Here is a 23,418-nt window from a genome sequence, read left to right as displayed (position 1 = left end):
TCTCGCGGAGGTGAGGCTTCTCGATGAGAGTTGCGATATTTCAGCTGCAATATATTCCGCATGTGCGTGAGAATACGTCTATATCATGCTGAAAACGTTGAAATTAAGCCGCAGACGAACAGATTTTTCTGCTGACGAACTCCCATTTTCACGTATCTACAATCATGGCGTCGTCGATACGAATGGAGGTTGCGATGACAGAAGAACATGCAGATGAAACGATGGTCGCGAGCATGCGTGCGGATGCCGAACGGCAGGGAGCCGATGATCGGAAGGTCACCGATGCGCCGCATTATCTGGCGCGGGTGCTGATGGCCAACGGCATACGAAACATGTATGGCGTGGTCGGCATTCCCGTCACCGATTTCGCGCGCATCGCGCAGGGTATGGGTATGCGATTCGTGGGCATGCGCCATGAGGAAGACGCTGTGAACGCGGCCGCGGCCGACGGATTCATCACCGGTCGGCCGGCTGTCACGTTGACGGTATCTGCTCCTGGATTCCTCAACGGTCTACCGGCACTGCTGGAAGCCACGGTGAACGGCTATCCGGTCATCATGATCGGCGGCTCCTCAACCCGCCATGTGGTCGACCTTGAGGAAGGCGAATACGAAGGCCTCGACCAGATGAACTACGCCAAGCAGTTCTGCAAGGCTTCGCTGCGCATCGACCGCATCGAAGATATTCCGCTCGCGGTGGCCCGTGCCATGCATATCGCCTCTTCAGGACGCCCAGGCGCGGTGTACATCGATTTCCCCGATGACACCGTGGCACAGACCCTGAGCCAAAGCGAAGCCGACCGCCTGATGTGGACGGCAACCGACCCGGCCCCTGCCATGGTGCCGGCACGCGAATCCATCGACGCGGCGCTCGCATTGCTGCAGCAGGCCGAACGTCCGCTCATGGTGATCGGCAAAGGCGCCGCAATCGCCCGCGCCGAAGAGGAAATCCGCGAATTCGTCAAGAAAACGGATATTCCATTCCAGCCAATGTCCATGGCCAAAGGCGTAGTGCCCGATACCGACCCACACAGCACGGCAAGCTGCCGTTCCACCGCGCTACGCAACGCCGACGTGGTATTGCTGGTCGGCGCGCGACTCAACTGGATGCTGTCGTTCGGCCAGGGCAAAACGTGGAACGAACATGTGAAATTCATCCAAATCGACATCAATCCGGAAGAAATCGAAAACACGCGCAGTATCGACGTACCAATCGTGGGGGATATTCGTTCCGCCATGACGCTGCTCAACGGATCTCTGGAAGAATACCCGTTCAAAGCTGACGAAACCTGGCTGAACGTGCTGAAGGAAGCCAGCGCGAAAAACGTGGCGAAATTTGAAACCCGCGAACAATCCGATCAGCTGCCCATGAGCCATTTCAACGCCTTGAGAGCCATCAAAAAGGTGTACAACAAACACCATGAAGATCTCATTCTCACCAATGAGGGAGCCAATTCGCTCGATGATTGCCGCAACATCATCGACATGCTCGAACCGCGCCATCGTTTGGACTGCGGCACGTGGGGTGTGATGGGCTGCGGCACCGGCTATGCGATTGGCGCGGCGCTTTCCACTGGCAAGAAAGTGCTGTACATCGGCGGCGATTCCGCATTCGGCTTCGATGGTATGGAAGTGGAGGTGGCCTGCCGCTACCAGCTGCCCATCACCTTCGTGGTGCTCAACAACGGCGGTATCTACCGCGGCGACTTCGAAAACCTTGGAGCGGACGGTGATCCGTCGCCGCTGACGCTTACCTACAACGCGCATTACGAGAAGGTCCTCGAAGCGTTCGGGGGTAAAGGTTACTACGCCACCACTCCGGAAGAAGTCGAACGCATGGTCGGCGAGGCGGTCGAATCAGGCAAGCCAAGCTTCGTGCATGTGCAGATCGCGCAGTATGCGGGCAAGGAATCCGGCAATATCGGAGCGTTGAATCCGAAGCCGGTGGTCGGAGCCCTCGTTGATTCCGAAGTCACCATGTACGACTACGCGACCGGCGCTCGCATGTAGCGCATCGGCTGTCGGTATGACATGTGGGCGTGCGAACGGTGGAATGCGTGCGCCCACTTTTTCTGCCTGAAAACCAATGATCCGATCAACGTATCTGCAATATCCGGAATATCAGCAATCAAACAATATTGCAGAAGATTGCAGATGGAAAAAAATATAAAGAAAGAACGACAGTGATAAACATACTTGTTGACGACATCGTGCCAATTATTGTCATTATGGCATTAGGGTATATTTGTGGAAAATTCAGTTATTTTGATGACGATCAGCGGCAGGGACTTAATAAACTTGTGTTGAATATCGCGCTTCCTGCGGCGTTATTTGTGTCCATCATCAAATCGACCCGTGCAATGCTTGCGAAAGACGCAACATTGACCGCCATCAGTTTCATCGGCGTCATCGTCATGTTTATGGTGAGCTATTACCTGTGCCGGTTGCTGTTCCACCACAGCATTCAGGAGGCGTCCGTCTGTGCTCTGATCGCAGGATCTCCGACGATTGGTTTCCTTGGATTCGCTGTGCTTGATCCGATTTACGGCAACACCGTCAGCACGAATCTCGTCATAGCCATTATTTCCATCGTGGTCAACGTGGTGACCATTCCGATCGGCATGTATCTGATCAACCTCGGCCAGGCCAAAGACCGAGCGAAGCTTAGCGTGCAGGCCGAAAACGCGGTCAATGCAAAGGTCAATGCAAAAGGCGATATCACGCTTGACCCGGCGCGAGATGCCGCAACCGACAAAACCGCCGAACTTATGGTGCATGGCACGTCGAATACGGGAAAGAACCGCAACGGCAATCTGCAGGCGTTGCTCGACGCACTGAAGCAACCGATCTGCTGGGCGTCGTTATTGGCCATTTTCCTAGTGTTGGTGGGCATTCATGTGCCAAGCCAGGTGGCGCCGACCTTCGATCTGATCGCCAAAGCGAATTCCGGTGTGGCCGTGCTTTCCGCGGGCCTCGCGCTTTCCACGGTGAAATTCTCGCTCGGTTGGGAAACCATCTGGAACACGTTCTTCCGCCTGATTCTGACGCCTGCAGTGTTCCTTGGCGTGGCGCTGTTGTGTGGCATGGGCGGTGACATGAACAAGATTTCGATGCTGGTGATGGCGGTCGCGTTGCCGCCGGCGTTCTCAGGCATCATTATTTCCAGCCGTTACAACATTTATGTAAAAGAAGGCGCCTCGACCACGGCCGTCGCCACGGTGGCATTCGCGGCCACCTGTCTGCTGTGGATCTGGCTCGTCCCCTTCTGCGTGGGCTGATTCAGTATCCTCACTGTAGCTCACGAAGCGCATATAGTAACGGAACGTTGAAATTCCAACGTTCCGTTACTGCATGCGCTTTTTGTGACGGTAAACCGTAAGACGTAAGACATGTGATTGTGTGCGGAAGTGCGGGGCGTGGACTGCAATGGATGTGACGCATAACAAATAAGGGCGAATCTTGTGATCCGCCCTTATTCGTGCGCCAGTGCGCGCTAACTTGCGTTACTTCAAATCAGCCTGCGCACCATCGTTGCCGCCGATCACACCGGAATCACGCAGCGAAGCGATCTGATCGTCGTCATATCCCAACGCATGCAGAATCTCACGGTTATGCTCGCCCAGCTTCGGCGCACGCTGGTAATCCGGCACGAAATTACTCATCGTAAACGGCATGCCGATCGTCTTGAAATCGCCGCGCGCATCCTGCTGGTCAATGGTCACAATCGTGCCATCCCCATTCAAATCAGGATCGTTCTCCAACTCATACCAATCCAACACCGGGCCGACCGGCACGCCCTTCGCACCTAATTCCTTGGTCAGCGTGTACTTGTCGAACTGCATGGTGTACGCCTCAACACGCTGGTACACCTCGGTTTTATGCTCGTCACGCGCATTGGCGGTATTGAAACGCGGGTCGGTCAGCCAATCCTCGAATCCCATCGCATGGCAGAAATTCTCGAAGCCCTTCTTGGACTGTTGAACCACTATATATACGTAAGCGTTCGGGTCATGCTCCCAGCCTTTCGCGCGGTAGCACCAGCCAAGCACCAAACCACCCTCCGCATTCGCTGCGCGCGGAATGGCTTTGCCTTGCTTGCCCCACTCATAATTCGGGTAGCAGTCGTAGTAGGAAAGCTTGCCCAAACGGTCGAGAATCAACTGGTCGCGCAGCTTGACACGGCACAAGTTCAGTACCGCATTCTGCATCGACTGGTACACATAGCAACCCTCACCGGTATGCTCGCGCTGCAACAGCGCCGAAAGAATGGCGATCAGCAGATGCATTCCGCTGTTGGAATCGCCCAATGCGGCGCCGGACTGCGTGGGCACATTGCGCTCGCCGTCATACCAGCCGGTGGTGGAAGCGGCACCGCCCGCGGACTGCGCGACCGGCTCGAACGCCTTGACATGCTCGAACCGGCTGCCCTTGTTGAAGCCCTTCAGCGACGCCATGATCAGACGCGGATTGATCGCATGTACGTCATTCCATCCGAAGCCAAGCTTTTCCACGTCTCCCGGGCCGATATTCTCTACGAACACGTCGGCTTTCTTCAGGAGTTCGGCGAGGATTTTCTTGCCTTCCGGATCTCTCATGTTCAGCGTGATGGATTTCTTGTTGGCATTGAGCTGAAGGAAGTACAGGGAGTACGAGCCATCCACGTCGTTCATTTCATTACGTGTCGGATCTCCGCCCTGCACCTTCTCCACCTTGATGACGTCGGCGCCCATCCATGCGAGCATCTGGGTGCACGACGGGCCGGACTGCACCTGCGTCCAGTCAATCACGGTGATGCCTTTCAATGGCGCGGTGTCCTGCGTTGCCTTTGTTGCCGTATCGTGCGTTGCGCTGTCTTGCATTGTGGTGTCCTGCGTCGCGTTGTGCGCGTTCGCTTGATTCATATAATGCATTGCCTTGTTCTCCTTATATCTGGTGATATGTGGTTGGCGAGGTCAACGTAGCGCATGCAACCTTGGAGAACGTTGGATTTTCAGCCTTGAGCGGCAATCTTCGCTTTCGGCACATGCGATTGGCGGATCCGGCGCATTTTCGCCATACTTTCGGCACATGCGATTGATGAACTCGGCTGATATACCCGGTTTTTGTCGGATTTTGTCCAGATTTTGTCCAGAAATTGGTTTTGGTGAGATTTGACGGAAAACAAAAAAGCTAGGAATTGTTGCAATTCCTAGCTTTCATTGGTAGCGGGGCATGGATTTGAACCATGGACCTCTGGGTTATGATGTTCGACCCCAGAGGGCCGGTCGCGTGGCCTGGGCAACTGTCAGGCCGCGAGTATCCAACCCCGTCGTAATCGACCGTCGCTGATCAAGTCAGCGACAGGCAGACCTCCTTCGTCATCGTGACGCTCGCCAATTATGTCCAGCGCCTTCGATGGTGTGAGAGACGGATCAAGCAGAGTGCTCAGCGGCACGCCAATGAAGTCGGCCGCTTTACATGTGTCGTTAATGCTCCAAGCACTTCCGCTGATGAACATGCGAGATACGGCCTGTGGTTTACGACCCATATACTCGGCTAGATCCTTGCGATACAAGCCTTTTAACTGCATGAACATGTTGAGGTTCAGCAGCATCACAGACTGTGGATCTGTGGTGATTTTCTGTGCGATTGTTGCTGTCATGCGATTAATACTAATCGAAATCGGTTAGTTACGCAAATTCGTTTACTTGACTTGAATACGACACGCCGATAAACGAAAACGTGTAGTGCGTGTATAGTTGCAGCCATGAACACTAAACGAAATCGTATCGCGGGAGACGTTCTCGTTGAGCGACTGGATGAACTGGAAAGCCAGCGCAACCTAACTCAGCGAGAAGTCGCCGAAGCGATTGGAATGCCAGAGCAGACCTACAGCAACAAAAAGAATCGCACCGGTCGCTCATTCACTCTCAAAGATATGAACGCGCTCGCCGACTTCTTCAACGTTTCCACTGACTATCTGCTCGGCCGCATTGATACCCCGTGGCCGGATCCATGGGAAGAAAAGGAGAACAAATGAAAAACATCCGCAAAGCCTGCGTCGAAGCGATATTTAGGGAATTTGAGAACGAGGGCGACGCCATCCGTCCGGCCGCCGGCGACGGGTGGGGCGAAATCGAAGCAAGACGTTCGCTCGGTCACATCGTCGGACCGATGGACATCGACGTGACCGACCTCGTGGACATCGTCATCGACACCATCAACAAGGAGCTGTGATGGAATCAATGCCTTTGGCCGTTGGTCAGGCGCTGCTCGATCTCAGTGTTGCGTCTGCTGCCCAGTTCGGTGGTGTATGTGACGTGTACAGTGACGCGGCATGTTCCGATGCTGGCAAAGAAGAAGCCGTTTCTGGAGTTGATGGCGTCGATCTCGGATTGGTCTTTGATTATCTGCTTGGAGAAGAACTTGCTTTCGAGCGCAATCTCGCAGAACGGCATTGTCTTGTCGACGCGCGCCTGCGCAATGGTCTGGTCTTCAAAGCGGACGAACACATGAACGTCTCGTGCGATGTTGCCGCAATCGTTGACAAGGAAGATGGTGGAAGTTTCTCCATCGTACTCGACCCTCCACTTGTAAACCGTCTGGTCGGCAGTGACTGCCAACGCCCGTTGGCTGATCGCGTTCGCGTCTGCAGCTATCTCGTTCGCTTTGCCGGCAAGGTCGTTGGCGTGTTCGGCGATCCCCTTCGAGTCGGCGGCGATCCCGTTGGCTTCTTCCGCCGAGTCGTTGGCGTCCTTGGCGAGCTTGTTTCCAGCATGCGTTTGGAACAAGGCGACGCATCCGGCGACACCGCCAACCAATCCCGTGATGGCGCCGACGACGCCGGTGACCGCATTGATGTCCATTCCACTGATTCTAAAGCAGAGGCAAAACGATGAAAGCTCTTGTCCGCATCATCCTGCACCAACTGCTGTTCTCGGTGTGGCTACTGGCCATGTGGGTGCTGTACTGCACGCCGGCCTGTACTCACCCGATCGAACATCTCATCGCCGCGCCGTTCGCGGTGCTCATCCCGACGGCCGTCATCATGCGCCGCCTGTGCTCCGACCCCCGCTTCGCGCGCTGGCTGGACGAGCAACGGCAGTGAAGGACTTGGACGGTTCCGCACACATTGCGGCATGGACGTGGTTCGTCATGCGCGGCCATGCCGGAACCGCCCGCGCGTCAAGGAAAAGACGTTAAAACCAGCCGGACGGGTCATCTTCTCTCTTCTCCTCCCGTCCGGCCTTCGCCGGGGCCCGCGACAGGATGCGGGCGCCATGGATCGGCGTGTTGAGGTCACGTCGGCGGATGGATGCACGGTTCGACTCCGCGCCCCGGCACGACACCAATCCAAAGGAGGCAAACGTTGCCAAGCAAAACACCAAGCAGACCGGAAGGCGAGAAGTGGTTCGAATGGCCGCTCACACCCGCCAGCGTAGGCATGACGCCCGCCGAACTCCTCGCCGAACTGTACGAGACCATCAGCCAGCTCAACCGCGACCGTGGCTGGAACCTCACCATGGTCGCACCGGCGCGCTTCGGCGAGATCGTCATCGACCGCGAGGCCGGATGCCTGCGCGCCAAGTGCGCGTGGAAAGCCAAGGATCCCAGCCAGCTCGGCCCGGAACCGGCCGGATACGTGAGGGGGGAGTGACATGGCCATAGGGGAGACCGTCATCACCATCGTCGGCAACCTCACCGCGGATCCCGAACTGAGGACCACCGGTCAGGGCGCGCAGGTCGCCAGCTTCACCATCGCAAACACCGCGCGCGTATATAACAAGCAGACCGGCCAGTACGAGGATGGGCCGGCGCTGTTCATGCGCTGCTCGGCATGGCGTGACATGGCCTCGCATTGCGCGCAGAGCCTTGCGAAGGGCATGCGCGTCATCGCGCAGGGACGCCTCCAACAGCATTCCTACCAGGCGCAGGACGGCACCAACAGAACCGTCGTGGAGCTGTGGGTCGACGAAATCGGACCAAGCCTGAGATACGCCACGGCGCAGGTCAGCCGCATCAGCCGACAGCCGCAAGGTCCCGTCTACGGCAATCCCGCCGCGCAGACGCCGACCGTCAACACCGGCGCAGGCGGCTGGAGCCAACGGTCGCAACAGCCGGCGCAGACACAGCAACCCGCCCAGCCTCCGGCCGATGATCCGTGGGGCGCGCCGTCGGACGACCAGTCATCATTCGGAGACTTCGGCAAACCGGAATCCGAACCGGAATTCTAAGGAGCAGCAATGAAAGCCAGCGCACAACAGGCGCTCATCCCGCAGGAGGCCACGCCCGACACGCTCATCGACCTCATCGGCAAGACCCAGCAGGTCACCAAGGCCGCGGCCGTGGTGCTCAAGGCATGCCGCACCGTCATGGACACCCACACCAAGAAGGAGCACATCGACAAGTGGGGCGGCATCCACGCCATCACCGAAGCCGTGTACGACTGCGCAGACCTCGCGCAGCGCATTCTCGACGCCGGCCTGGCCATGGAGAACATGTGCGCGAAGCCCGCCACGTCACGGCAGATGATCCTCATCGATGACCTGCGCCGCAGCCTCGACATGGACGACAGTGACGTGGAGGCGACCGTCGATCCGGACACCGGCGAGATCGACTGAACCACGGAAGGAGCAAGAGAGATATGTGGTTCATCATCGACGACCAGATGGCCGACGACAGGCGCATCCGCCGCCTGCCGCTCGCCACCGTGGGCCTGTGGGTCAAGCTGTGCGTCATCCACTCCAAAGGCGTCTCGATGCAGGCCAAGGACCCGGCCGCATACCCCGGCCACTTCGACAAGCTCGACCTCAAGGACGCCGGCGGCACCATGAAACAGCTCCAGCAGCTCATCGACTCCGGCCTCATGGAAGAGCACGACGGCGGCTGGCGCCCCGTCTACGCCGAAGGCATATGCAGGGAGCCCAGAGTGTTGACCGAAGAGCAACGCGAGGCGCGCCGCAAGGCCGGAAGCAAGGGAGGACGCCGCAAGGCCGCCAACCAGAAAGCCAAGCAAACGTCTGGCGACTTGCCAGAAAACAGCCAAGCAAACGGAGAGCAAAACAGTAGCGAGACAGGTAGCAAACCTTCTAGCAAGTTGCTAGAAGACAGCCAAGCAAAAACATGGCATAAAACCGATACCTATACCGATAATCCATCTCCGACCCCTCCCGCCGGCAAACCGAAGCAACCCGCCACGCCGGAATCCGGCTTCGACCATTTCGCCGAAGCCTATCCCGGATCCGTCGGCGCGAAAGGCCGCAAGACCGAAGCCGAAGCCAGAGCCCTGTACGCGGCCATCGCCGGAAACCCCGTCGAACTCACCCGCCTCCAAACCGCGCTCCGCCGCTACAAGCACGCCGTCAACGACGGTCAAGTCCGCACCGGCCACATCCCACGGCTCAACACATGGCTCCGCCAATGGGAAACCTGGGCACCCGAGCCAATCTCGCCGCCGCCAAGCCACAAGCACACCTGGAACTGCGAACACGTCCACCAGCTCATGGATCCGCATGAGGACGAATACGACCACACCGGCAGCCTCCGCACCGGCAACCCAAGCGAATGGTGGAAGGCATGCCAAGCGTGCGCAGACGAACTCAACCAACAACAAACCAGCAAGGAGAAGCAATGAGCAGCTACCAAAGCAACGAAATCAAGCTCATCAACACGAGCCTCATCGACCCACACCCCGACAACCCACGCAAAAACATCGGCGACGTGACCGACCTCGCCGCCAGCATCAAAACCAACGGCCTCCTCACACCCCTCAGCATCGTACCCAACGGCAGCCGCTACCGCGTCATCGCCGGACACCGCAGACTCGCCGCATGCAAACAGGCCGGAATCGGAGCCGTCCCATGCTTCGTGCTCCAACTCGACCCATTGCAGCAGCTCGAGGCCATGGTCACCGAGAACTGCCAGCGCGAACAGCTCACCGTGTTGGAGGAGGCCGACGCCATCCAGGGCATGCTCGACCTCGGAGCCACCACCGCCAGCGTCGCCCACCGGCTCGGCCGAAGCGGCGCCTACGTGCGTGACCGCGCCAAGGCCGCCAGCATCGGCAACGAGGTCAGAGCGACCCGCGACGATTTCAGCCAGCTCACCATCGGCCAGCTCGTGGCCATAGCGCGATATGACGGCCAGCCGGACAGGCAGAAGAAGCTCGCGCAGGCGGCCGGCACCTCGAACTTCGACTACATCCTCCGCAACATCGAACGCGACGACCGCGACCGGCAATGGGTCGAATCGGTCGCCGCGCTCCTCGTGGAGTCCGACAACGGCATCAACCTCATCCCCGACCCACCCTACAGCAACCCGGAATGGCGCTTCATCGGCTGCATGTCCCCGTCCACCAGCACCCCCGAAGAAGCCATCGAGAAGATCCGCGATCAGAACCCCGCAGCCGTATCCATCCACACGGTCTCGCAGCAGGTCTACCTCTGGACCCGCCGCGACAAGACCGCCGACGCCGAAAAGGAAGCCCGACGAGCCGCCGAACAAGCCGAACGCGACGCCCGCCGGCACGCGCTCGAGGAATACGCCGCCACCTCGGCCGACAAGCGCATGGCATGGCTCCACGCCAACCTCTACGCCATCAAACGCGCCCAGCTCATCGAAACAGCGGCAAAGCTCGGACTCCTGCAGATCATCGACCCCTTCCCAGGCGGTCTCATCGACGCCCTCACCAGCTGGAACGAACACAGCGGCAGCCGCAAGGAATACGAGAAGATCAGCGGCATCACAGCCGAAGACGCCCCCACGGCCGCGCGCATCAGCCTGCAGACCGCCGACTGGCCAATGGAAGCCGTGACCATCCTCGCCGCACGTTTCGAATGGTTCATCGACCCGACCGACTGGACCGTCGTCAACGACACCAGCAGACGCATCCCCGGCTACTACCAGATCCTCCAAGACCTCGGCTACACGCCCGCCGACGACGAGACCAGCCACCTCGACCAGCTCATCGCCGCCATCAGCGAAGCCGACCAAGACGAGGAGAACAACCAATGACCAGGAAACAACTCGAAAGACTCGCCCAACTCCTCACCGACACCGCCCAGACCGCCAGCACAATCGAACTGCGAGCGCTCGCCGGCGGCAAGGCGGATGACGGCATCGTGGCGATGGCGGCCGGGTTGAGAGCCAATTGCACTGCTTGTTTGGTGTTGGTCGACGGTCTGATGCAGGAGGGGGTGCGTTGTGAGTGAGTTCGATGATTCCAAGCGTGCCGCGTTGGAGCGGCAGGGATGGCATTGCCTGCGGTGCGGGACGAACATCCATGACCCGTCACGCTGGCCTGGGCGTTCCGGCCATCACCGTCAACTGCGGCGTGCGGCGGATCCGGATGTGAGGCACAGTCCGGCCAACATCGTCGAGTTGTGCGGTTCGGGCACGACCGGCTGCCACGGCTGGGTCCACCAGCACGTTAAGGAGGCCGAACGCCTCGGGCTGATAGTCCCGCTCGGCAGAGATCCGCGCACCACCCCGGTGCGCGACTGGCAGGGGATATGGCTCCGCCTCAACCAGGACGGGACCGCGACCCCGCTCACGCAGACCGAAATCATTCTCCTCCAAACGAAAGGAAACCAATGATGAGCGAGGAAAAAGCCAAAGAGGACATGCTGCTGTGGATGGACGTGGAGACCACGGGTCTCGACCCGGACCATGACAGGATCCTCGAGGTGGAAATGCGTTGCACCGACATGAGAGGCGTGCGGTGCGTCGGAGGTTTCCGCCGCGTCATCGGGTTGAAAGGCCGCAAGGCATCCGTTACGGACGGGAACCTCGAGGCGTGGCGCATGCACTGCGCCAACGGACTGCTCGAAGTCGCGCTCGACGGCGGATATACGGAAGAGGCGACGGCGAACGCGCTCGAGGAATACGTCGACAGCCTCGCGCAATCGTTCACGCTCCATCCGGCAGGCAGCAACCCGCAGTTCGACCTCGACTTCATCGGCCGACTCTGCCCGAACCTCCCGCTGCACCACCACCGCATCGACATGGCCACCCTCCGTGCCGGTCTCGAAGCCGCCGGCTGGGATGTGAGGCCGGAAGAGGAGACGCCTATTGCCAGCGCCCACCGCACCGGCACATGCCTCGACTGTGACATCCGTCAATACGCGCGCATCATCCGCCACCTCTCCGAACATCCGGTCCGATACGTCGCCACGAAAGCAGCAAGGTGATGAGCATCTCGGCAGTGATCCTCCTATGCGCCGCCATCCTGATCGGCTGGATGGCCAACCGGCCATGAACCGTACCAAGCCAACTATGAAAGGAACCTCGGAATGAAACAGACCATCAACCGCATCTCCAACCGCATCGCCGACCGGTCCGCCACGCTGTTCGCCCTCACCGCGATGCTGCTCGTGCCGCACGCCATCATCCGGCCGATCATCGGCATCGGCCTCCACCACTGGATCCCCATCCAATGGCTCGCCCTGCATGTCCTGCTCATCATCCTCACCCTATGCGTCGCGCTCGCCGCCTACATCATTGCGGACCGCACCGCGCCGGAACCGCCGGAAACATACTGAAAGGAGCCATCATGGCAGACCAGGAGAACATACCGATCGGTCTGGAGACGCAGAACAAGGTGGCCGAGGCCATCTACCTGCGCTGGTATAGCAACGGCCGGCGCCATCCACGCCCATGGAACGAAATGCCCATGGAGGGCAAAGAGCCATGGAGGCGCGTGGCCAAGGACGCCATCAGAACGTTCTTCGCATCTCCCGAGTTCCAGACGCTGCTCGACGACGTGTACGACGAAGGCTACGACGCGGCCGAAAAGGACGCCCAAGGCGAAAACGAAGGCGAGGAACCGCGGTGAGCGTCAACGTCCCACTGCATAAATGGCGGTCGGCCGACCCGGCCATCCTGATCGGCCGCCGCTGCATCGCCCAAACCGACCAGGACGTCATCATCGACGGACGACTCGAACTCATCCGACATCCGGACGGCGCCGCCACCCTCCGCTTCCAAGGCATCGGAAACGACATCATCGACCACGATCCGAACACATGTTCCAACAGCATGAGCGACGGCATACGAAGCCTCGCCATCTACGGAAAGGAATGAAATGCACCACACAGACACCGTCAGAATCGCCACCAACCCACGCAAATGGCGCAGACCTGCACCCTGCCCGGCATGCCGCAAGTCCCGGCCGCTCATCCTGACCCTCGGCACCATCTACAAACTCCGAACCCGCAAACCGGTCAACACCATCTACGGCTGCATCTGCCCCAACTGCCGGCACAAATGCATCCTCCACGTCGACGGCAGAAGCCTCAACAAGGCCATCCGCCTCTGGAACCACCACGCCAGCCACCATCAAAGGAACGAACAATGAGAAACACCATCTGCGCCACACTCACCGCCATCACCCTCACCCTCTGCACCGCGCTCGCAGGATGCGGGAGCGCGTCCAAGACGTCGACCCCGGCCCCCGTCATCGCCGCCACCGGCACTACATGCTCCAAAATGTCCAGCGACGACATCAAGGAATGCATCGTCACACTGTCCGACACGAGGAAAGTTGACTGCGTCGTCTACTCGGGCTACAAGCAGGGCGGCCTGTCATGCGACTGGAATCACGTCAGCGGAGCGGACAAGGAACCACGATGAAAATCAGAATCCAGGACGGCGCCATATACATCGCGCCGGAAGACGACGAGGAACGCCAAGCGGTCGAAATCACCATCAACACCCTGCTCAGATGGGTGGCGGAACACGACAAGGAAAAGAGACAGCAATGAACAACACGGGCGCAGACATCGCCATCAGCACGCTCAACAAACTCATCGACCAGGAACTCGAAGCCGTCCGCGCCGCGACAAGGGACGGCAATACCACCTTCGGCAGCTACGCCCAGACCCGACACAACGCCTTCCTCTACGCCAGGGACGAGATCAGGAAGGCGCTCGCCGATGCCATGGAGGAAAGGGATGCGGGGAATCCATTCCTGCCGCAGCGCGACGAATTGGTCACGCAGGATATGCACACCTGCGATTTGTGCGGCCGGTGGTGTTCAAGTCCCGTCTATTCCATAGGCCTCATCTACGGCGGCCAGGCGAAGACACTCACCGAGGTGTGCGCCGACTGCATGTGGCGTCTCAAATTCCAGCCGGTCAAAACCATCCCACTGGACAGCTACCGGCTTTTTGAGAAGTGGCTGGACGAGCAGAAGGAGACGGAGCGGTGAGTAGGAAATTTAAGGTAGTGCCGGTTATGTACGCGGCAAGCGGAAGCGCGTACACGCTGAAGCTGCAGAATACGGAAGCGCTCGCCGGTCTGCTTTCCGACGGATGGAGCGTGATGCGCACCGACGTGTTGCCGGGACTCGGCGGCAAAGGCGAGTACAAGGTGGAGCCGAACACATGCTATGAGCCATCATTCCCGCCGACAATCGTCTACATCCTTGAGAAGGAGTCGGAATGATGAACAGCATCAGTCGTAACAAACGGCGCAATACGAGGTCAGCCTGCGCAGGATAGAGCATTGCGTCATCTGCAGCAGGTGATGGAAGCTGTACGCCGCGTCCTCGCGTCTGACCATCTGGACCGAACTGTGCCCGGATGGGTGATGTGGCTGCTGCGGCACAAGACCCGGAAGACCATGCACAATCAACAGAGAAAGGAATTGAAATGAGCGAGGAAACACTGGAACCGCCGCTCCCGCCTATCGACGCGCGCACCGAAGCCGTCGCCGAACGTCTGTTCGGACTCAAATGGGCACTCCGCAAGGACTCCACCGAAATCATTCACGAGGAATGGCAGACCGCACCCGAATGGGTCCGCGACGGATACCTGCGCCAAGCCATCGAAGTGCTCGCCACCGCCGACCAAGCGCGACCCGCGAGCGCCGAAGGATCCGATTATAAGGAGCGGATGCGCTTCGAATACCGTGATTTGACCGCTCGTGCCGGCAGGCTCAGGGACATGCTGCAGCGGTATGCGGACGGCACGCTTGACTTCGAGCTCGTCTGCCCGATCGCTCTGTTGAGCAGGCAGCTTGACGTCATGGATGAATACGCGCTCATCCTCCGCAGGCGCGCAAACATCGAGCGCATCAGCCTCGGCTACCAGCGCATCGACACGGCCGCCAGGGACACCCGATGAGCGACACGGCCGACCCCACAAACGAACCAACAAAGGAGAACAAGCAATGAGCAACGACATCGACAAAAGCGTAAACCGCCTCAACGCAGCTGAAACCATCCGCCGCCAGGCCATCGCACTGCAGAAACACATCAGCGAAGCGCTCGCCGACATCCAAACCCTCAGCGGCAGCGAGGACATCCAGATCAGCCACGCGCTCACCATGGCCACCATCCAAGCATCCAAGGCACTCAAACAAGCCCACCTGATGCAGGACACAGCCGACATGCTCGACCAAGCCGACCAACGGGACGAGGAAAACAAAATCAGCCGCATGCTCATGCATAAGATAGCCCAACAAGGAGAATAAAAAAGAGAGGCCCCACCAGCCGGCAGAACCTCCAAGAAACCAACCACCATTCTAGCCGAAAGCGGGACCATCATGAACAAATGCCAGCAATGCGGCACCGAAGCACAAACACCTCTCTGCAAAACCTGCGCCAAACACATGCGACGACAAATCACCAGCCTCGCCAAAACCATCCCCGAACTCCGCGCGCTCGCCGAACGCAAGGCCCATATCGGCGAGCGCTGTGGTGGTGTTCGTGGAGGTTCGGTCGGTCTGCCGGTGAGTGTGCATTGGTTGGAGGTGTATGAGGAGGCGGCTCGCCTGATGCTTCGGTTGGCTGGTTGCGTGGATTTGAAGTGGATGCTGTTGCCGGTCGAGGGGTGGCGTCCGGCGTATCGGGCGGTGTGCAGGTCGTGGTCGCGTGTGGTGTGTTCTCCGGCTGCGGGCGAGCTGGCCGATCGGCTGGATAGGATGCTTCGGCGTATCGATAGGTTGTGCACGCCTTCGGATGGGCGCGTGACCGTCGTGCAGTGTCCGGATTGTTCGGCGTCGTTGGCGGTGCCGCAGGGTATGCGTGATGGCTGGTGCCCCGGATGCGGCGAGCGTCTCGATCTGGACATGCTGGTGGCGGGCCGTGTGGATGCCGCGGGCCGTGCGGTCATGACCTGTTCGCCTGCGGAGGCGGCGGACTGGCTGACCGACCGTGCGGGACTGCGGACCACGCGCAAGCAGGTGTCCAATTGGCTGGCGCGCGGCAGACTGGCGGAGGCGCGCCGGATCGGCCGTGGCGTGTGGGAATTCAATCAGGCCGAGCTGGTCGACACGCGGCTTGCGCAAGAGGGTGAGTCCGCGTAATCTGTAAAGAACTTGCACCATGCCCGGAGGGGCTGGTGCTTTTCTTTTACCATCCAGCCCCTGTAGCTCAATCGGTAGAGCAGCGGTCTTTTAAACCATGGGTCCTCGGTTCGAGTCCGAGTGGGGGCACCGCAAAAGGGAGGCGGCATGGACATGCTCATCCTAACCATCGGCTCGTGCGTGGTGTTCGCCGCCTGTCTCATCGCCCTGTGGCTGATGCCATGAGCAATCCACGCTACCGTAACGGCCACCGCCGGCGGGAGGTGCAGGCGTACTATCGAGCTCGCCGCGCCGACTGCTACATCTGCGGCAGGCCAATCGACTACAGTCTGCGGCCTCCGGATCCGTGGAGCTTCGTCGTGGACGAGACCGTGGCCATCGCCAACGGCGGCCGCGTCTGCCGAGCGAACAGCGGGCCGGCGCACCGCTGGTGCAACGCGGTCAAAGGCACGCACACGCTCGAATGGGCGCGCGCCGAAGTGAAACGAAGACTCGCCGGCGGCAAACCCGCCGCCGCGTCGAAGCCGCGCGACTTCGAGGCCGCCGACTGGTGAAGCCCACGGGAGGATACCCCCGTCATCGTTTCGGCGGCGACCTCGTGTGCAGCGCCTATCTCTCTCCCCGCGAAAAATAATCGTCGCCGGCGACACCATCGACGGCAAAGGAGGCGCCATGCCGATCCGGACCTGCGCGCAATGCGGCCACGCCATGCCGAAAAACGCCAGCGCCAAACGCAAATACTGCTCCGACAACTGCCGCAAGCTCGCCAGCAAACACAGACACTCACCACAACACCAAACGTCGCCCACGACGCCGCCAGCCAACGAACCGTCGCCACAGCAGCTGACCGCGCCGGCCACATACCGCGACCTGCTCGAGGTCAGCAGAACCGCGCTCATGCGCAACCTCGAGGACTCGCACTGTCCGGCAACGGCCGTCGCCGGACTGAGCAAACAGCTCCTCGCCGTCGGCAAGGAACTGCTCGAGATGGACCGGGAGAAGGAACCAGATCCGATACTCGACGACCCGGAGGAGATGGCAGATGGCATCGAAGATGACCCCTTCGACGCCGAAACTATCTGACGCCGCCCGAATCCTGAACATCCCCGACGGCATCGCCACCACCGGCTTCGGCCGCGTCCGCCGCGTCGCCGACCGGCTCGGCATCCGGTTCGACCGATGGCAGGAAGGCATCGGCACGCTCATGCTCGCCAAACGCGCCGACGGCACCTACGCCAGCTCGGTCGGCGGCATCGGCATGAGCATCTGCCGACAGACCGGCAAGACATTCACCGTCGGCACCATCATCGTCATCCTGTGCCTGACCACACCAAACCTCAAGGTCATCTGGACCGCGCACCGCACCAGAACCTCGGCCGAAACCTTCAAATCGATGCAGGCGCTCGTCAAACGCCCCGGCCTATCACGACACTGCAAAGCCATCCGCCAGACCAACGGGCAGGAGGAGATCGCCTTCGCCAACGGCAGCCGCATCCTCTTCGGCGCCCGCGAACAAGGCTTCGGCCGAGGCTTCGCCGCAGTCGACGTCATCATCTTCGACGAGGCCCAGATCCTCACCGAAAAAGCCCTCGAGGACATGATCCCGACCGCCAACGCCGCGAAAAACCCGCTCATCATCCACATGGGCACACCACCCAGACCGGTCGACCCCGGCGAAGTGTTCACCAACCGCCGCACCGCCGGCCTCGCGCACGACCCGGACAGCACATGGATCGAGTTCGGCGCCGACCGCGACTGCGACACCGCAGACCCCGACGCATGGGCCCAGGCCAACCCGAGCTACCCGCACCGCACGACCGCCAACGCCATGCTCCGCATGCTCAAGAACCTCGGCGAGGACAGCTTCCGCCGCGAGGCCCTCGGCATCTGGGACCAGGACACCGAACACGCGGCCATCGACCCGGAACTCTGGGCACAGGCCGCCACACCGGAACGAGCATCCGGCGGATGGACGGCCATGGCCATCGACATGCCGCCCCACCGCGGATGGATCACCATCGGCGCATGCCAGGCATACGAGGACGGCACCGCGTACATCGACATCGCCGCCCTCAAAGGCGTCAGAAAACACGGCACCAAATGGCCCGTCGACTTCCTCGCCAGCCGCTGGCCGCACCTCGCCGCCGTCGTCATCGACGCGCAGTCGCCGGCCACCGTGCTCATCCCGCCACTCAAGGCCGCCGGCATCGACGTGACCGTCACCAGCGCGAGCGACATGGGCAAGGCATGCGGCCGCCTCCTCGACATGCTCCAATACCACGAACTGCGCCACAAGCCGGACGTGCGCCCGCTCGACCAGGCCGTCGCCGGCGCGACGGTCCGCAAGATCGGCGTCGAGGGCGCGTTCGGATGGAACAAACTCGGATCCGACGTCGACATCAGCCCGCTCGTCGCCGCGACCCTCGCCCTGCACGGCGCCGTCACCAGCACCCGACGGCCGGGCGACGAACCAGAACAAAGGATGATCGAACTGCCATGACACTCCTCGAACCGCTGCCGGCCACAGTCGCCGGCCTGACGCCCGACGAAGACGACGCCTTCCGACGCCTCACCGCGAAAATCATCCGCCACCGCACACGCAACCGCATCCGCACCGTCTACTACAACGGCCGCAACGAACTCCACGACCTCGGCTACAGCCTCCCACCAATCGCCAAAGACGTGGAAATCGTCGTCGGATGGCCGGAAAAAGCCATCGAAGGACTCGCCAACCGCGTCGTGCTCGACGGCATCACCACCCAGGACGGCAGCGACCTGAGCAAACAGGTCAGCGACCTGCTCGACGCCAACGACCTCGCGCAGACCGCCGAAAACGCGCACACCGACGCCCTTGTGCACTCCTGCAGCTTCGTCGCCGCGCTCCAAGGCACGCCGGACAGGGGAGAGCCCGCCGCGATCATCCAGGAGTTCCCCGCCGACGTCGCCACAGGCACATGGGACAGCCGCATCCACGGCCTCACCGAAGCCCTGCTCTACGACATAGACGAGGACGAGACCTACGGCCGCCAGATCCGCGCATGCTACCTCATGCTCCCCGGCAAACTCATCGGCTGCGCGATGCGCGACTGGCAATGGACCGTGTACGCGCGCACCGCATGGCAGGGCCGACTGCCCGTCGAACTGCTCGCATACCGGCCGGACAGCAAACGACCGTTCGGCCGATCACGCATCAGCCGCACCGTCATGAGCCTGACCGACAGCGCCGTGCGCACCTTCCTGCGCAGCGAAGTGCAGGCCGAACTCTACTCGGTCCCTCCCAGATACTTCCTGGGCGTCACCGAGGACATGTTCCGCGGCAAGGACGGCAACCTCAAGCCACGATGGCAGATCATGCTCGACCAGGTGCTCGCGCTGCCGCGCGACAAGCAGGGCAACCTGCCACAGGTCGGCACGTTCACCCAGGCGAGCTTCGAGCCGCACGCCGCGCAACTGCGCCAGACCGCCTCGATGTTCGCCGCGGCCACCAGCCTGCCGCCCGACTCCATGGGCGTGCTCACCGACAACCCAAGCTCGGCCGAGGCGATCGACAAGGCGGTCAAGGAACTCTGCCTGAACGCCGAAAGCTGCCAGAGACGCTTCGGCCCAGCATGGGAACGCATCATCGCCACCGCCGCCCGCATCGCCGGCGACGGCCAGGCCACAGCGGTATCCAGCCAATGGCGCAACCCCGCCACACCAAGCCGGGCCGCCGCGGCCGACGCCGCCGTGAAACTAGTCGGGGCCAACATCCTGCCGGCCGACAGCGACGTCACCTACGACATGCTCGACCTGAGCGACCGGCAACGCCAGACCCTCCGGCGCGAGCAACGCGCCAAACGAGCACAGCAGGCGCTCGACCGCATCGACCAGACCATAGCCACCCAGCAGCAAGGAGCCGACAATGCAAACGGACAGCCAGCTGCCGAAGACGCAGGAAGCCCTGGACGAACGGCTCGACCAACTGCATGACGCCTACCTGCAACGACTCGAACGCCTCAAACTCGAATCGGGATGGAGCCTGGATTCGATATGGGGCGACGAACACTGGTATCCGGACGACGAAAGCCGATGGGAAGCCGCCTGCAAAGAAGTGGAAAGCTACAATGACAAGGCGGCGCAGGCCGCCGCCGACTACTTCGAGCAGATCCGAAGCGAATGGTCGAACTACCTCGGCAAGGACCTGCCGGACTTCGACCGCCAGCCACTCCCGGACGCCGGCCGCGCGGTCTGGAAACTCGCCGGAGGATCCAACAACACCGACTATCCAGGACTCAGGTACGAAGACGTCATCCCCGACGCCAACGGCCAGGTCCACAACAAATACGGCCTGCGCATCGACGACCTCTGGCCGAAACACGCGGACCTCGACCAATGGAAGACGTACCTGCGGCACGTCGTCTCCACAAGCAGCCGCATCGGCATGCTCGACCAGATCGGATCCGACCCGTCGAAACCGCGATGGGCCAGGGTGCCGGTTGGGGAGACGTGCGAGTTCTGCGTCATGCTCGCCTCACGCGGCTTCGTATACCTGACACGCGAGACCGCCAGCCTCGGCGGCGGCTTCCACAACGGCCGATGCGACTGCAACATAGTCCCGTCATGGGGCGAACGGCACATCGCCGGCTACGACCCGGACGCGCTCTACAGGCAATACAAGTCATGCGCCGACACCATATCCACCCTCACCACCCAGGACAAATACAAGGAATACCTCTCAGCCCTCTCCGACAAAGAGAAGGCCAAAACCCCCGAATACAAGAAATGGAAACGCGACCTCGAACTCGCAGAAATGCGATGGCGCGACCGCACATGGCTCAACACCGGCACGCCGCCAGCGGTCGGCTACAACCCGCCGGAACTCCAGAAGAAAATATCAGACATCCGCCCGCACGAAATACGAACGGCGCAGCGCCTCGCCGACAACGGAGTAAAGGCAACCTTCAAGATCGACGTCAAGAAGGTCCCCAACGAAAACGGCAAAGGCACGCACGACATAGGATATGCGGACCTCGAAAACGGCATCGAGATCAAGACGCTGAACAACACATCATCGACAAACACCATCAACTCGCATCTGAAATCGACATCGAAGAAACCGGACGCCAAAACGGTCGTCATGGACAACAGCGAAAACGACGGAATGTCAGACGAAGACCTCATCGCCTGCATCAGAAGATGCCTGGCCTTCCGCGACGGAAAAGTCTACATCATCCGCCACGACGGAAAACTCGCCAGAGCACGATAAAGGCCTCAATGTCACCAAATGGTGTCAATGAGACCTTTATCAGCATCAATCATAACACAGCCAAGGCTGGCTACCGAAGAGGCCGAACGGAGCCGACTGTAAATCGGCCGCGCCACACGCGCCACGCAGGTCCGAATCCTGCGCCAGCCACTCACCGCGGACCCCGCACGCCGCGTCGCTAACCGTGCGCAAAAACCAAAGGAGCACCAATGAACTTCATCCCCCGCCACCGCCGCAACCTCATGCGCCACCTCCTCCTCATCGAAGGCGGAGAACCGCAAGGAGGCGAAGGCGAACCACCCGCAGGCCAGAACACCAACGGCGAAGGCGACAACGCGAAGAACACCACGACCAGCAACGCCAAGGAGTTCAGCCACGCGCTCGCCGCCCGCGTCGAAGAGGAAAAAGCGAAACTCGAAGCCAAATACGCCGGATACGACGAATACAAGGCCAAAGCCGCCAAATACGCCGCCGGCGAAAGCGACAACGCCGCAAAGCTCGAAGCGGCCGACAAGAAGATCGAATCGCTGACAAATGAGATCGCCACGCTCAAGGCCACCGCCGAACGCGAAACCCTCATCAGCCAGATCGCCAAGGACACCGGCCTCGACCGCGACGTCATCGACCGGCTCAAAGGCGACGGAGACGAACTCAAAGCAAACGCGAAGGCGCTCAAGGACAGTCTCAGGCAAAACATCGGACTGCCCACCCCACCAGCCAGCAAAACAGCCACCGCAACCACTGGCAGCATGACGCCGCTGCAGCTCCTCTCGCAAGCCTACGCGGCCAAATAACCATCAGAAAGGAACACAACCATGGCACTCAACCTCACCGAGGCCGCGAAGCTCTCCACCGATACCCTCGCCAAGGGCGTCCTCGAGACCTTCACGCAGGTCAGCCCGATCCTCGACCGCATCCCCCTCATGAACATCGACGGCAACGCCTACGCATACAACGAGGAGGCCACCCTTCCTGGCGTCGCCTTCCGCGGTGTCAACGAGTCCTACACCGAGTCCACCGGCACCTTCAACCAGAAGAGCGAGAAGCTCGTCATCCTCGGCGGCGACGCGGACGTCGACAGGTTCATCCAGCAGACCCGCAGCAACGTCAACGACCAGCGCGCCGAACAGACCACGCTCAAGGTCAAGGCGATCAGCTACAAGTACCAGGAAACCTTCTTCAACGGCGACTCCGGCGTCGACACCAAGAGCTTCGACGGCCTCAAGAAGCGCCTCACCGGCAAGCAGGTCATCGACGCCGCCACCAACGGCATGCCGATCCTCGGCGACTCCAACGCCGACATCCACAAGTTCTTCGACAAGCTTGACGAACTGCTCGGCGCAGTCCCCGGCATCAACCCCACCAACGGCGCCATCTATGCCTCCGCCGCCATCATCCGCAAGATCGGAAGCGCCATGCGCCACATCTCCTACGACACCACCCTCCAGCAGGACATCGTAGGCAAGCGCGCCATGCAGTGGAACGGCATCCCGCTGCTCGAGGCCGGACAGACCACCGCCGGCACGGAGATCCTCGACAACAACGAGACGCAGGGCACCAATTCCCACACCACCAGCATCTACGCCGTCAAGTTCGGTTCTAGCGAGGGCGACCAGGGCGTCACCGGCCTGACCAACGGCGGCGTGCAGGTCGATGACCTCGGCCAGCTGCAGGAAAAGCCCGCCTACCGCACCCGCATCGAGTTCTACTGCGGCCTCGGCGTGTTCTCCGGCAAGGCCGCAGCACGACTGAAGGGAGTCGTCAATGGCTGACAGGAAGCTCGACGTCACCCCACAGGAACCGGCCGAGGAAATCGGCGGCGACACCCCGGCACAGCCGGAGGAGCCCGTCACCACTCCGGACCCGCAGCCGGAGGAGCCCGCCCCGTTC

Annotated in this window: 34 protein-coding genes and 3 tRNA genes; 33 read left to right on the top strand and 4 right to left on the bottom strand. The window is 60.8% G+C overall.

The genetic code is table 11. The annotated features are described in order from the left end of the window. The first annotated feature begins 233 nt into the window (after positions 1-233). Together oxc and CE168_RS08330 are read left to right on the top strand one after the other, a co-directional pair. Positions 234-2,009, top strand: coding sequence for an oxalyl-CoA decarboxylase (gene oxc / locus CE168_RS08335; protein WP_099571996.1), 1,776 nt, complete (start codon positions 234-236; stop codon positions 2,007-2,009). Between the two features lie 173 nt (positions 2,010-2,182). Next, positions 2,183-3,277 carry an AEC family transporter gene (locus tag CE168_RS08330; RefSeq protein ID WP_099571949.1) on the top strand — a complete coding sequence of 365 codons (1,095 nt, stop codon included), beginning with the start codon at positions 2,183-2,185 and terminating at the stop codon, positions 3,275-3,277. Between the two features lie 225 nt (positions 3,278-3,502). Here CE168_RS08330 and frc read toward each other — a convergent pair whose 3' ends face one another. The 3 genes from frc to CE168_RS08320 form a co-directional block, all read right to left on the bottom strand. Further along, complete coding sequence (gene frc, locus CE168_RS08325) at positions 3,503-4,858, bottom strand: formyl-CoA transferase (protein WP_099571995.1); 1,356 nt, start codon at positions 4,856-4,858, stop codon at positions 3,503-3,505. A gap of 340 nt (positions 4,859-5,198) precedes the next feature. Further along, a tRNA-OTHER gene (locus tag CE168_RS09070) sits at positions 5,199-5,309 on the bottom strand. Then, the gene (locus tag CE168_RS08320; protein ID WP_099571948.1) at positions 5,284-5,640 is read right to left on the bottom strand and encodes a helix-turn-helix transcriptional regulator; all 357 of its coding nucleotides are present in this window, start codon (positions 5,638-5,640) and stop codon (positions 5,284-5,286) included. The genes CE168_RS09070 and CE168_RS08320 overlap by 26 nt, the downstream gene beginning before the upstream one ends. 105 nt (positions 5,641-5,745) lie before the next feature. Here CE168_RS08320 and CE168_RS08315 point away from each other — a divergent pair, with 105 nt between their 5' ends. After that, positions 5,746-6,018 carry a helix-turn-helix domain-containing protein gene (locus tag CE168_RS08315; protein ID WP_099571947.1) on the top strand — a complete coding sequence of 91 codons (273 nt, stop codon included), beginning with the start codon at positions 5,746-5,748 and terminating at the stop codon, positions 6,016-6,018. Then, positions 6,015-6,215 (top strand): hypothetical protein, encoded by a 201-nt coding sequence (locus tag CE168_RS08310; RefSeq protein ID WP_099571946.1) that lies wholly within the window; start codon positions 6,015-6,017, stop codon positions 6,213-6,215. Before CE168_RS08315 ends, CE168_RS08310 begins: the two co-directional genes overlap by 4 nt. Positions 6,216-6,220: 5 nt before the next feature. On the opposite strand, the gene CE168_RS08305 is transcribed toward CE168_RS08310, so the two are convergent. After that, the gene (locus CE168_RS08305) at positions 6,221-6,844 is read right to left on the bottom strand and encodes a hypothetical protein (protein ID WP_099571945.1); all 624 of its coding nucleotides are present in this window, start codon (positions 6,842-6,844) and stop codon (positions 6,221-6,223) included. Positions 6,845-6,873: 29 nt separating this feature from the next. Here CE168_RS08305 and CE168_RS08300 point away from each other — a divergent pair, with 29 nt between their 5' ends. The 29 genes from CE168_RS08300 to CE168_RS08170 all read left to right on the top strand — a co-directional run bounded on the left by CE168_RS08300 (position 6,874) and on the right by CE168_RS08170 (position 23,300). Beyond that, positions 6,874-7,086 (top strand): hypothetical protein, encoded by a 213-nt coding sequence (locus CE168_RS08300; RefSeq protein ID WP_099571944.1) that lies wholly within the window; start codon positions 6,874-6,876, stop codon positions 7,084-7,086. A 261-nt stretch (positions 7,087-7,347) separates the two neighbouring features. Then, positions 7,348-7,635, top strand: coding sequence for a hypothetical protein (locus tag CE168_RS08295; protein ID WP_099571943.1), 288 nt, complete (start codon positions 7,348-7,350; stop codon positions 7,633-7,635). A 1-nt stretch (position 7,636) separates the two neighbouring features. Beyond that, a complete protein-coding gene (locus CE168_RS08290; protein WP_099571942.1) occupies positions 7,637-8,212 on the top strand; it encodes a single-stranded DNA-binding protein in 576 nt (191 codons plus the stop codon). 9 nt (positions 8,213-8,221) lie between these two features. Next, positions 8,222-8,599: a hypothetical protein gene (locus CE168_RS08285; RefSeq protein ID WP_099571941.1), complete on the top strand. Its 378-nt coding sequence runs from the start codon at positions 8,222-8,224 to the stop codon at positions 8,597-8,599. A gap of 23 nt (positions 8,600-8,622) precedes the next feature. Continuing rightward, a complete protein-coding gene (locus tag CE168_RS08280) occupies positions 8,623-9,612 on the top strand; it encodes a hypothetical protein (RefSeq protein WP_099571940.1) in 990 nt (329 codons plus the stop codon). Then, the gene (locus CE168_RS08275; protein WP_180753764.1) at positions 9,609-10,991 is read left to right on the top strand and encodes a ParB/RepB/Spo0J family partition protein; all 1,383 of its coding nucleotides are present in this window, start codon (positions 9,609-9,611) and stop codon (positions 10,989-10,991) included. The genes CE168_RS08280 and CE168_RS08275 overlap by 4 nt, the downstream gene beginning before the upstream one ends. After that, positions 10,988-11,188: a hypothetical protein gene (locus CE168_RS08270; protein WP_099571938.1), complete on the top strand. Its 201-nt coding sequence runs from the start codon at positions 10,988-10,990 to the stop codon at positions 11,186-11,188. Before CE168_RS08275 ends, CE168_RS08270 begins: the two co-directional genes overlap by 4 nt. After that, on the top strand, positions 11,185-11,331 hold the full coding sequence (locus CE168_RS09065; RefSeq protein ID WP_180753763.1) for a hypothetical protein: 147 nt from the start codon (positions 11,185-11,187) through the stop codon (positions 11,329-11,331). Before CE168_RS08270 ends, CE168_RS09065 begins: the two co-directional genes overlap by 4 nt. A 238-nt stretch (positions 11,332-11,569) precedes the next feature. Then, a complete protein-coding gene (locus CE168_RS08260; protein WP_236824372.1) occupies positions 11,570-12,166 on the top strand; it encodes a hypothetical protein in 597 nt (198 codons plus the stop codon). Between the two features lie 102 nt (positions 12,167-12,268). After that, the gene (locus CE168_RS08255; RefSeq protein ID WP_099571935.1) at positions 12,269-12,517 is read left to right on the top strand and encodes a hypothetical protein; all 249 of its coding nucleotides are present in this window, start codon (positions 12,269-12,271) and stop codon (positions 12,515-12,517) included. An 11-nt stretch (positions 12,518-12,528) separates the two neighbouring features. After that, positions 12,529-12,810, top strand: a complete 282-nt coding sequence (locus CE168_RS08250) for a hypothetical protein (protein ID WP_099571934.1) — start codon at positions 12,529-12,531, stop codon at positions 12,808-12,810. Continuing rightward, positions 12,807-13,058, top strand: a complete 252-nt coding sequence (locus CE168_RS08245; protein WP_099571933.1) for a hypothetical protein — start codon at positions 12,807-12,809, stop codon at positions 13,056-13,058. The genes CE168_RS08250 and CE168_RS08245 overlap by 4 nt, the downstream gene beginning before the upstream one ends. Position 13,059: 1 nt before the next feature. Beyond that, positions 13,060-13,332, top strand: coding sequence for a hypothetical protein (locus CE168_RS08240; RefSeq protein ID WP_099571932.1), 273 nt, complete (start codon positions 13,060-13,062; stop codon positions 13,330-13,332). Further along, positions 13,329-13,607, top strand: coding sequence for a hypothetical protein (locus tag CE168_RS08235; protein WP_099571931.1), 279 nt, complete (start codon positions 13,329-13,331; stop codon positions 13,605-13,607). Before CE168_RS08240 ends, CE168_RS08235 begins: the two co-directional genes overlap by 4 nt. Further along, positions 13,604-13,738, top strand: a complete 135-nt coding sequence (locus CE168_RS09280) for a hypothetical protein (protein ID WP_272896523.1) — start codon at positions 13,604-13,606, stop codon at positions 13,736-13,738. The genes CE168_RS08235 and CE168_RS09280 overlap by 4 nt, the downstream gene beginning before the upstream one ends. After that, on the top strand, positions 13,735-14,184 hold the full coding sequence (locus CE168_RS08230) for a hypothetical protein (protein WP_099571930.1): 450 nt from the start codon (positions 13,735-13,737) through the stop codon (positions 14,182-14,184). The genes CE168_RS09280 and CE168_RS08230 overlap by 4 nt, the downstream gene beginning before the upstream one ends. Continuing rightward, positions 14,181-14,420, top strand: coding sequence for a hypothetical protein (locus CE168_RS08225; RefSeq protein ID WP_143433423.1), 240 nt, complete (start codon positions 14,181-14,183; stop codon positions 14,418-14,420). The genes CE168_RS08230 and CE168_RS08225 overlap by 4 nt, the downstream gene beginning before the upstream one ends. Before the next feature lie 206 nt (positions 14,421-14,626). Beyond that, positions 14,627-15,100 (top strand): crAss001_48 related protein, encoded by a 474-nt coding sequence (locus CE168_RS09200; RefSeq protein WP_236824371.1) that lies wholly within the window; start codon positions 14,627-14,629, stop codon positions 15,098-15,100. A gap of 46 nt (positions 15,101-15,146) precedes the next feature. Then, complete coding sequence (locus tag CE168_RS08215; protein WP_099571928.1) at positions 15,147-15,449, top strand: hypothetical protein; 303 nt, start codon at positions 15,147-15,149, stop codon at positions 15,447-15,449. 138 nt (positions 15,450-15,587) lie between these two features. Continuing rightward, positions 15,588-16,283 (top strand): hypothetical protein, encoded by a 696-nt coding sequence (locus CE168_RS08210; protein WP_143433421.1) that lies wholly within the window; start codon positions 15,588-15,590, stop codon positions 16,281-16,283. A gap of 56 nt (positions 16,284-16,339) precedes the next feature. Further along, positions 16,340-16,412 (top strand) — tRNA-Lys (locus tag CE168_RS08205). Positions 16,413-16,504: 92 nt separating this feature from the next. Next, positions 16,505-16,837 carry a hypothetical protein gene (locus CE168_RS08970; protein WP_143433419.1) on the top strand — a complete coding sequence of 111 codons (333 nt, stop codon included), beginning with the start codon at positions 16,505-16,507 and terminating at the stop codon, positions 16,835-16,837. Between the two features lie 118 nt (positions 16,838-16,955). Further along, the gene (locus CE168_RS08195) at positions 16,956-17,366 is read left to right on the top strand and encodes a hypothetical protein (RefSeq protein WP_099571925.1); all 411 of its coding nucleotides are present in this window, start codon (positions 16,956-16,958) and stop codon (positions 17,364-17,366) included. Continuing rightward, complete coding sequence (locus CE168_RS08190; protein ID WP_099571924.1) at positions 17,326-18,783, top strand: phage terminase large subunit; 1,458 nt, start codon at positions 17,326-17,328, stop codon at positions 18,781-18,783. The genes CE168_RS08195 and CE168_RS08190 overlap by 41 nt, the downstream gene beginning before the upstream one ends. Then, entirely contained in the window at positions 18,780-20,252 is a 1,473-nt protein-coding gene (locus CE168_RS08185; protein WP_099571923.1) for a phage portal protein, read from the top strand. The genes CE168_RS08190 and CE168_RS08185 overlap by 4 nt, the downstream gene beginning before the upstream one ends. Beyond that, positions 20,185-21,528, top strand: coding sequence for a VG15 protein (locus CE168_RS08180; RefSeq protein ID WP_099571922.1), 1,344 nt, complete (start codon positions 20,185-20,187; stop codon positions 21,526-21,528). The genes CE168_RS08185 and CE168_RS08180 overlap by 68 nt, the downstream gene beginning before the upstream one ends. A 64-nt stretch (positions 21,529-21,592) precedes the next feature. Beyond that, positions 21,593-21,678, top strand: a tRNA-Tyr gene (locus CE168_RS09060). Positions 21,679-21,737: 59 nt separating this feature from the next. Continuing rightward, the gene (locus CE168_RS08175) at positions 21,738-22,322 is read left to right on the top strand and encodes a hypothetical protein (RefSeq protein ID WP_099571921.1); all 585 of its coding nucleotides are present in this window, start codon (positions 21,738-21,740) and stop codon (positions 22,320-22,322) included. Positions 22,323-22,343: 21 nt separating this feature from the next. Continuing rightward, on the top strand, positions 22,344-23,300 hold the full coding sequence (locus CE168_RS08170; protein ID WP_099571920.1) for a major capsid protein: 957 nt from the start codon (positions 22,344-22,346) through the stop codon (positions 23,298-23,300). Positions 23,301-23,418 lie beyond the last annotated feature (118 nt).

The organism is Bifidobacterium sp. N5G01, assembly GCF_002742425.1.
GTDB classification, from domain to species: domain Bacteria; phylum Actinomycetota; class Actinomycetes; order Actinomycetales; family Bifidobacteriaceae; genus Bifidobacterium; species Bifidobacterium hominis.
Note: the sequence above shows the minus strand (reverse complement) of the source record. Positions and strands in the feature narration are given on the sequence as shown.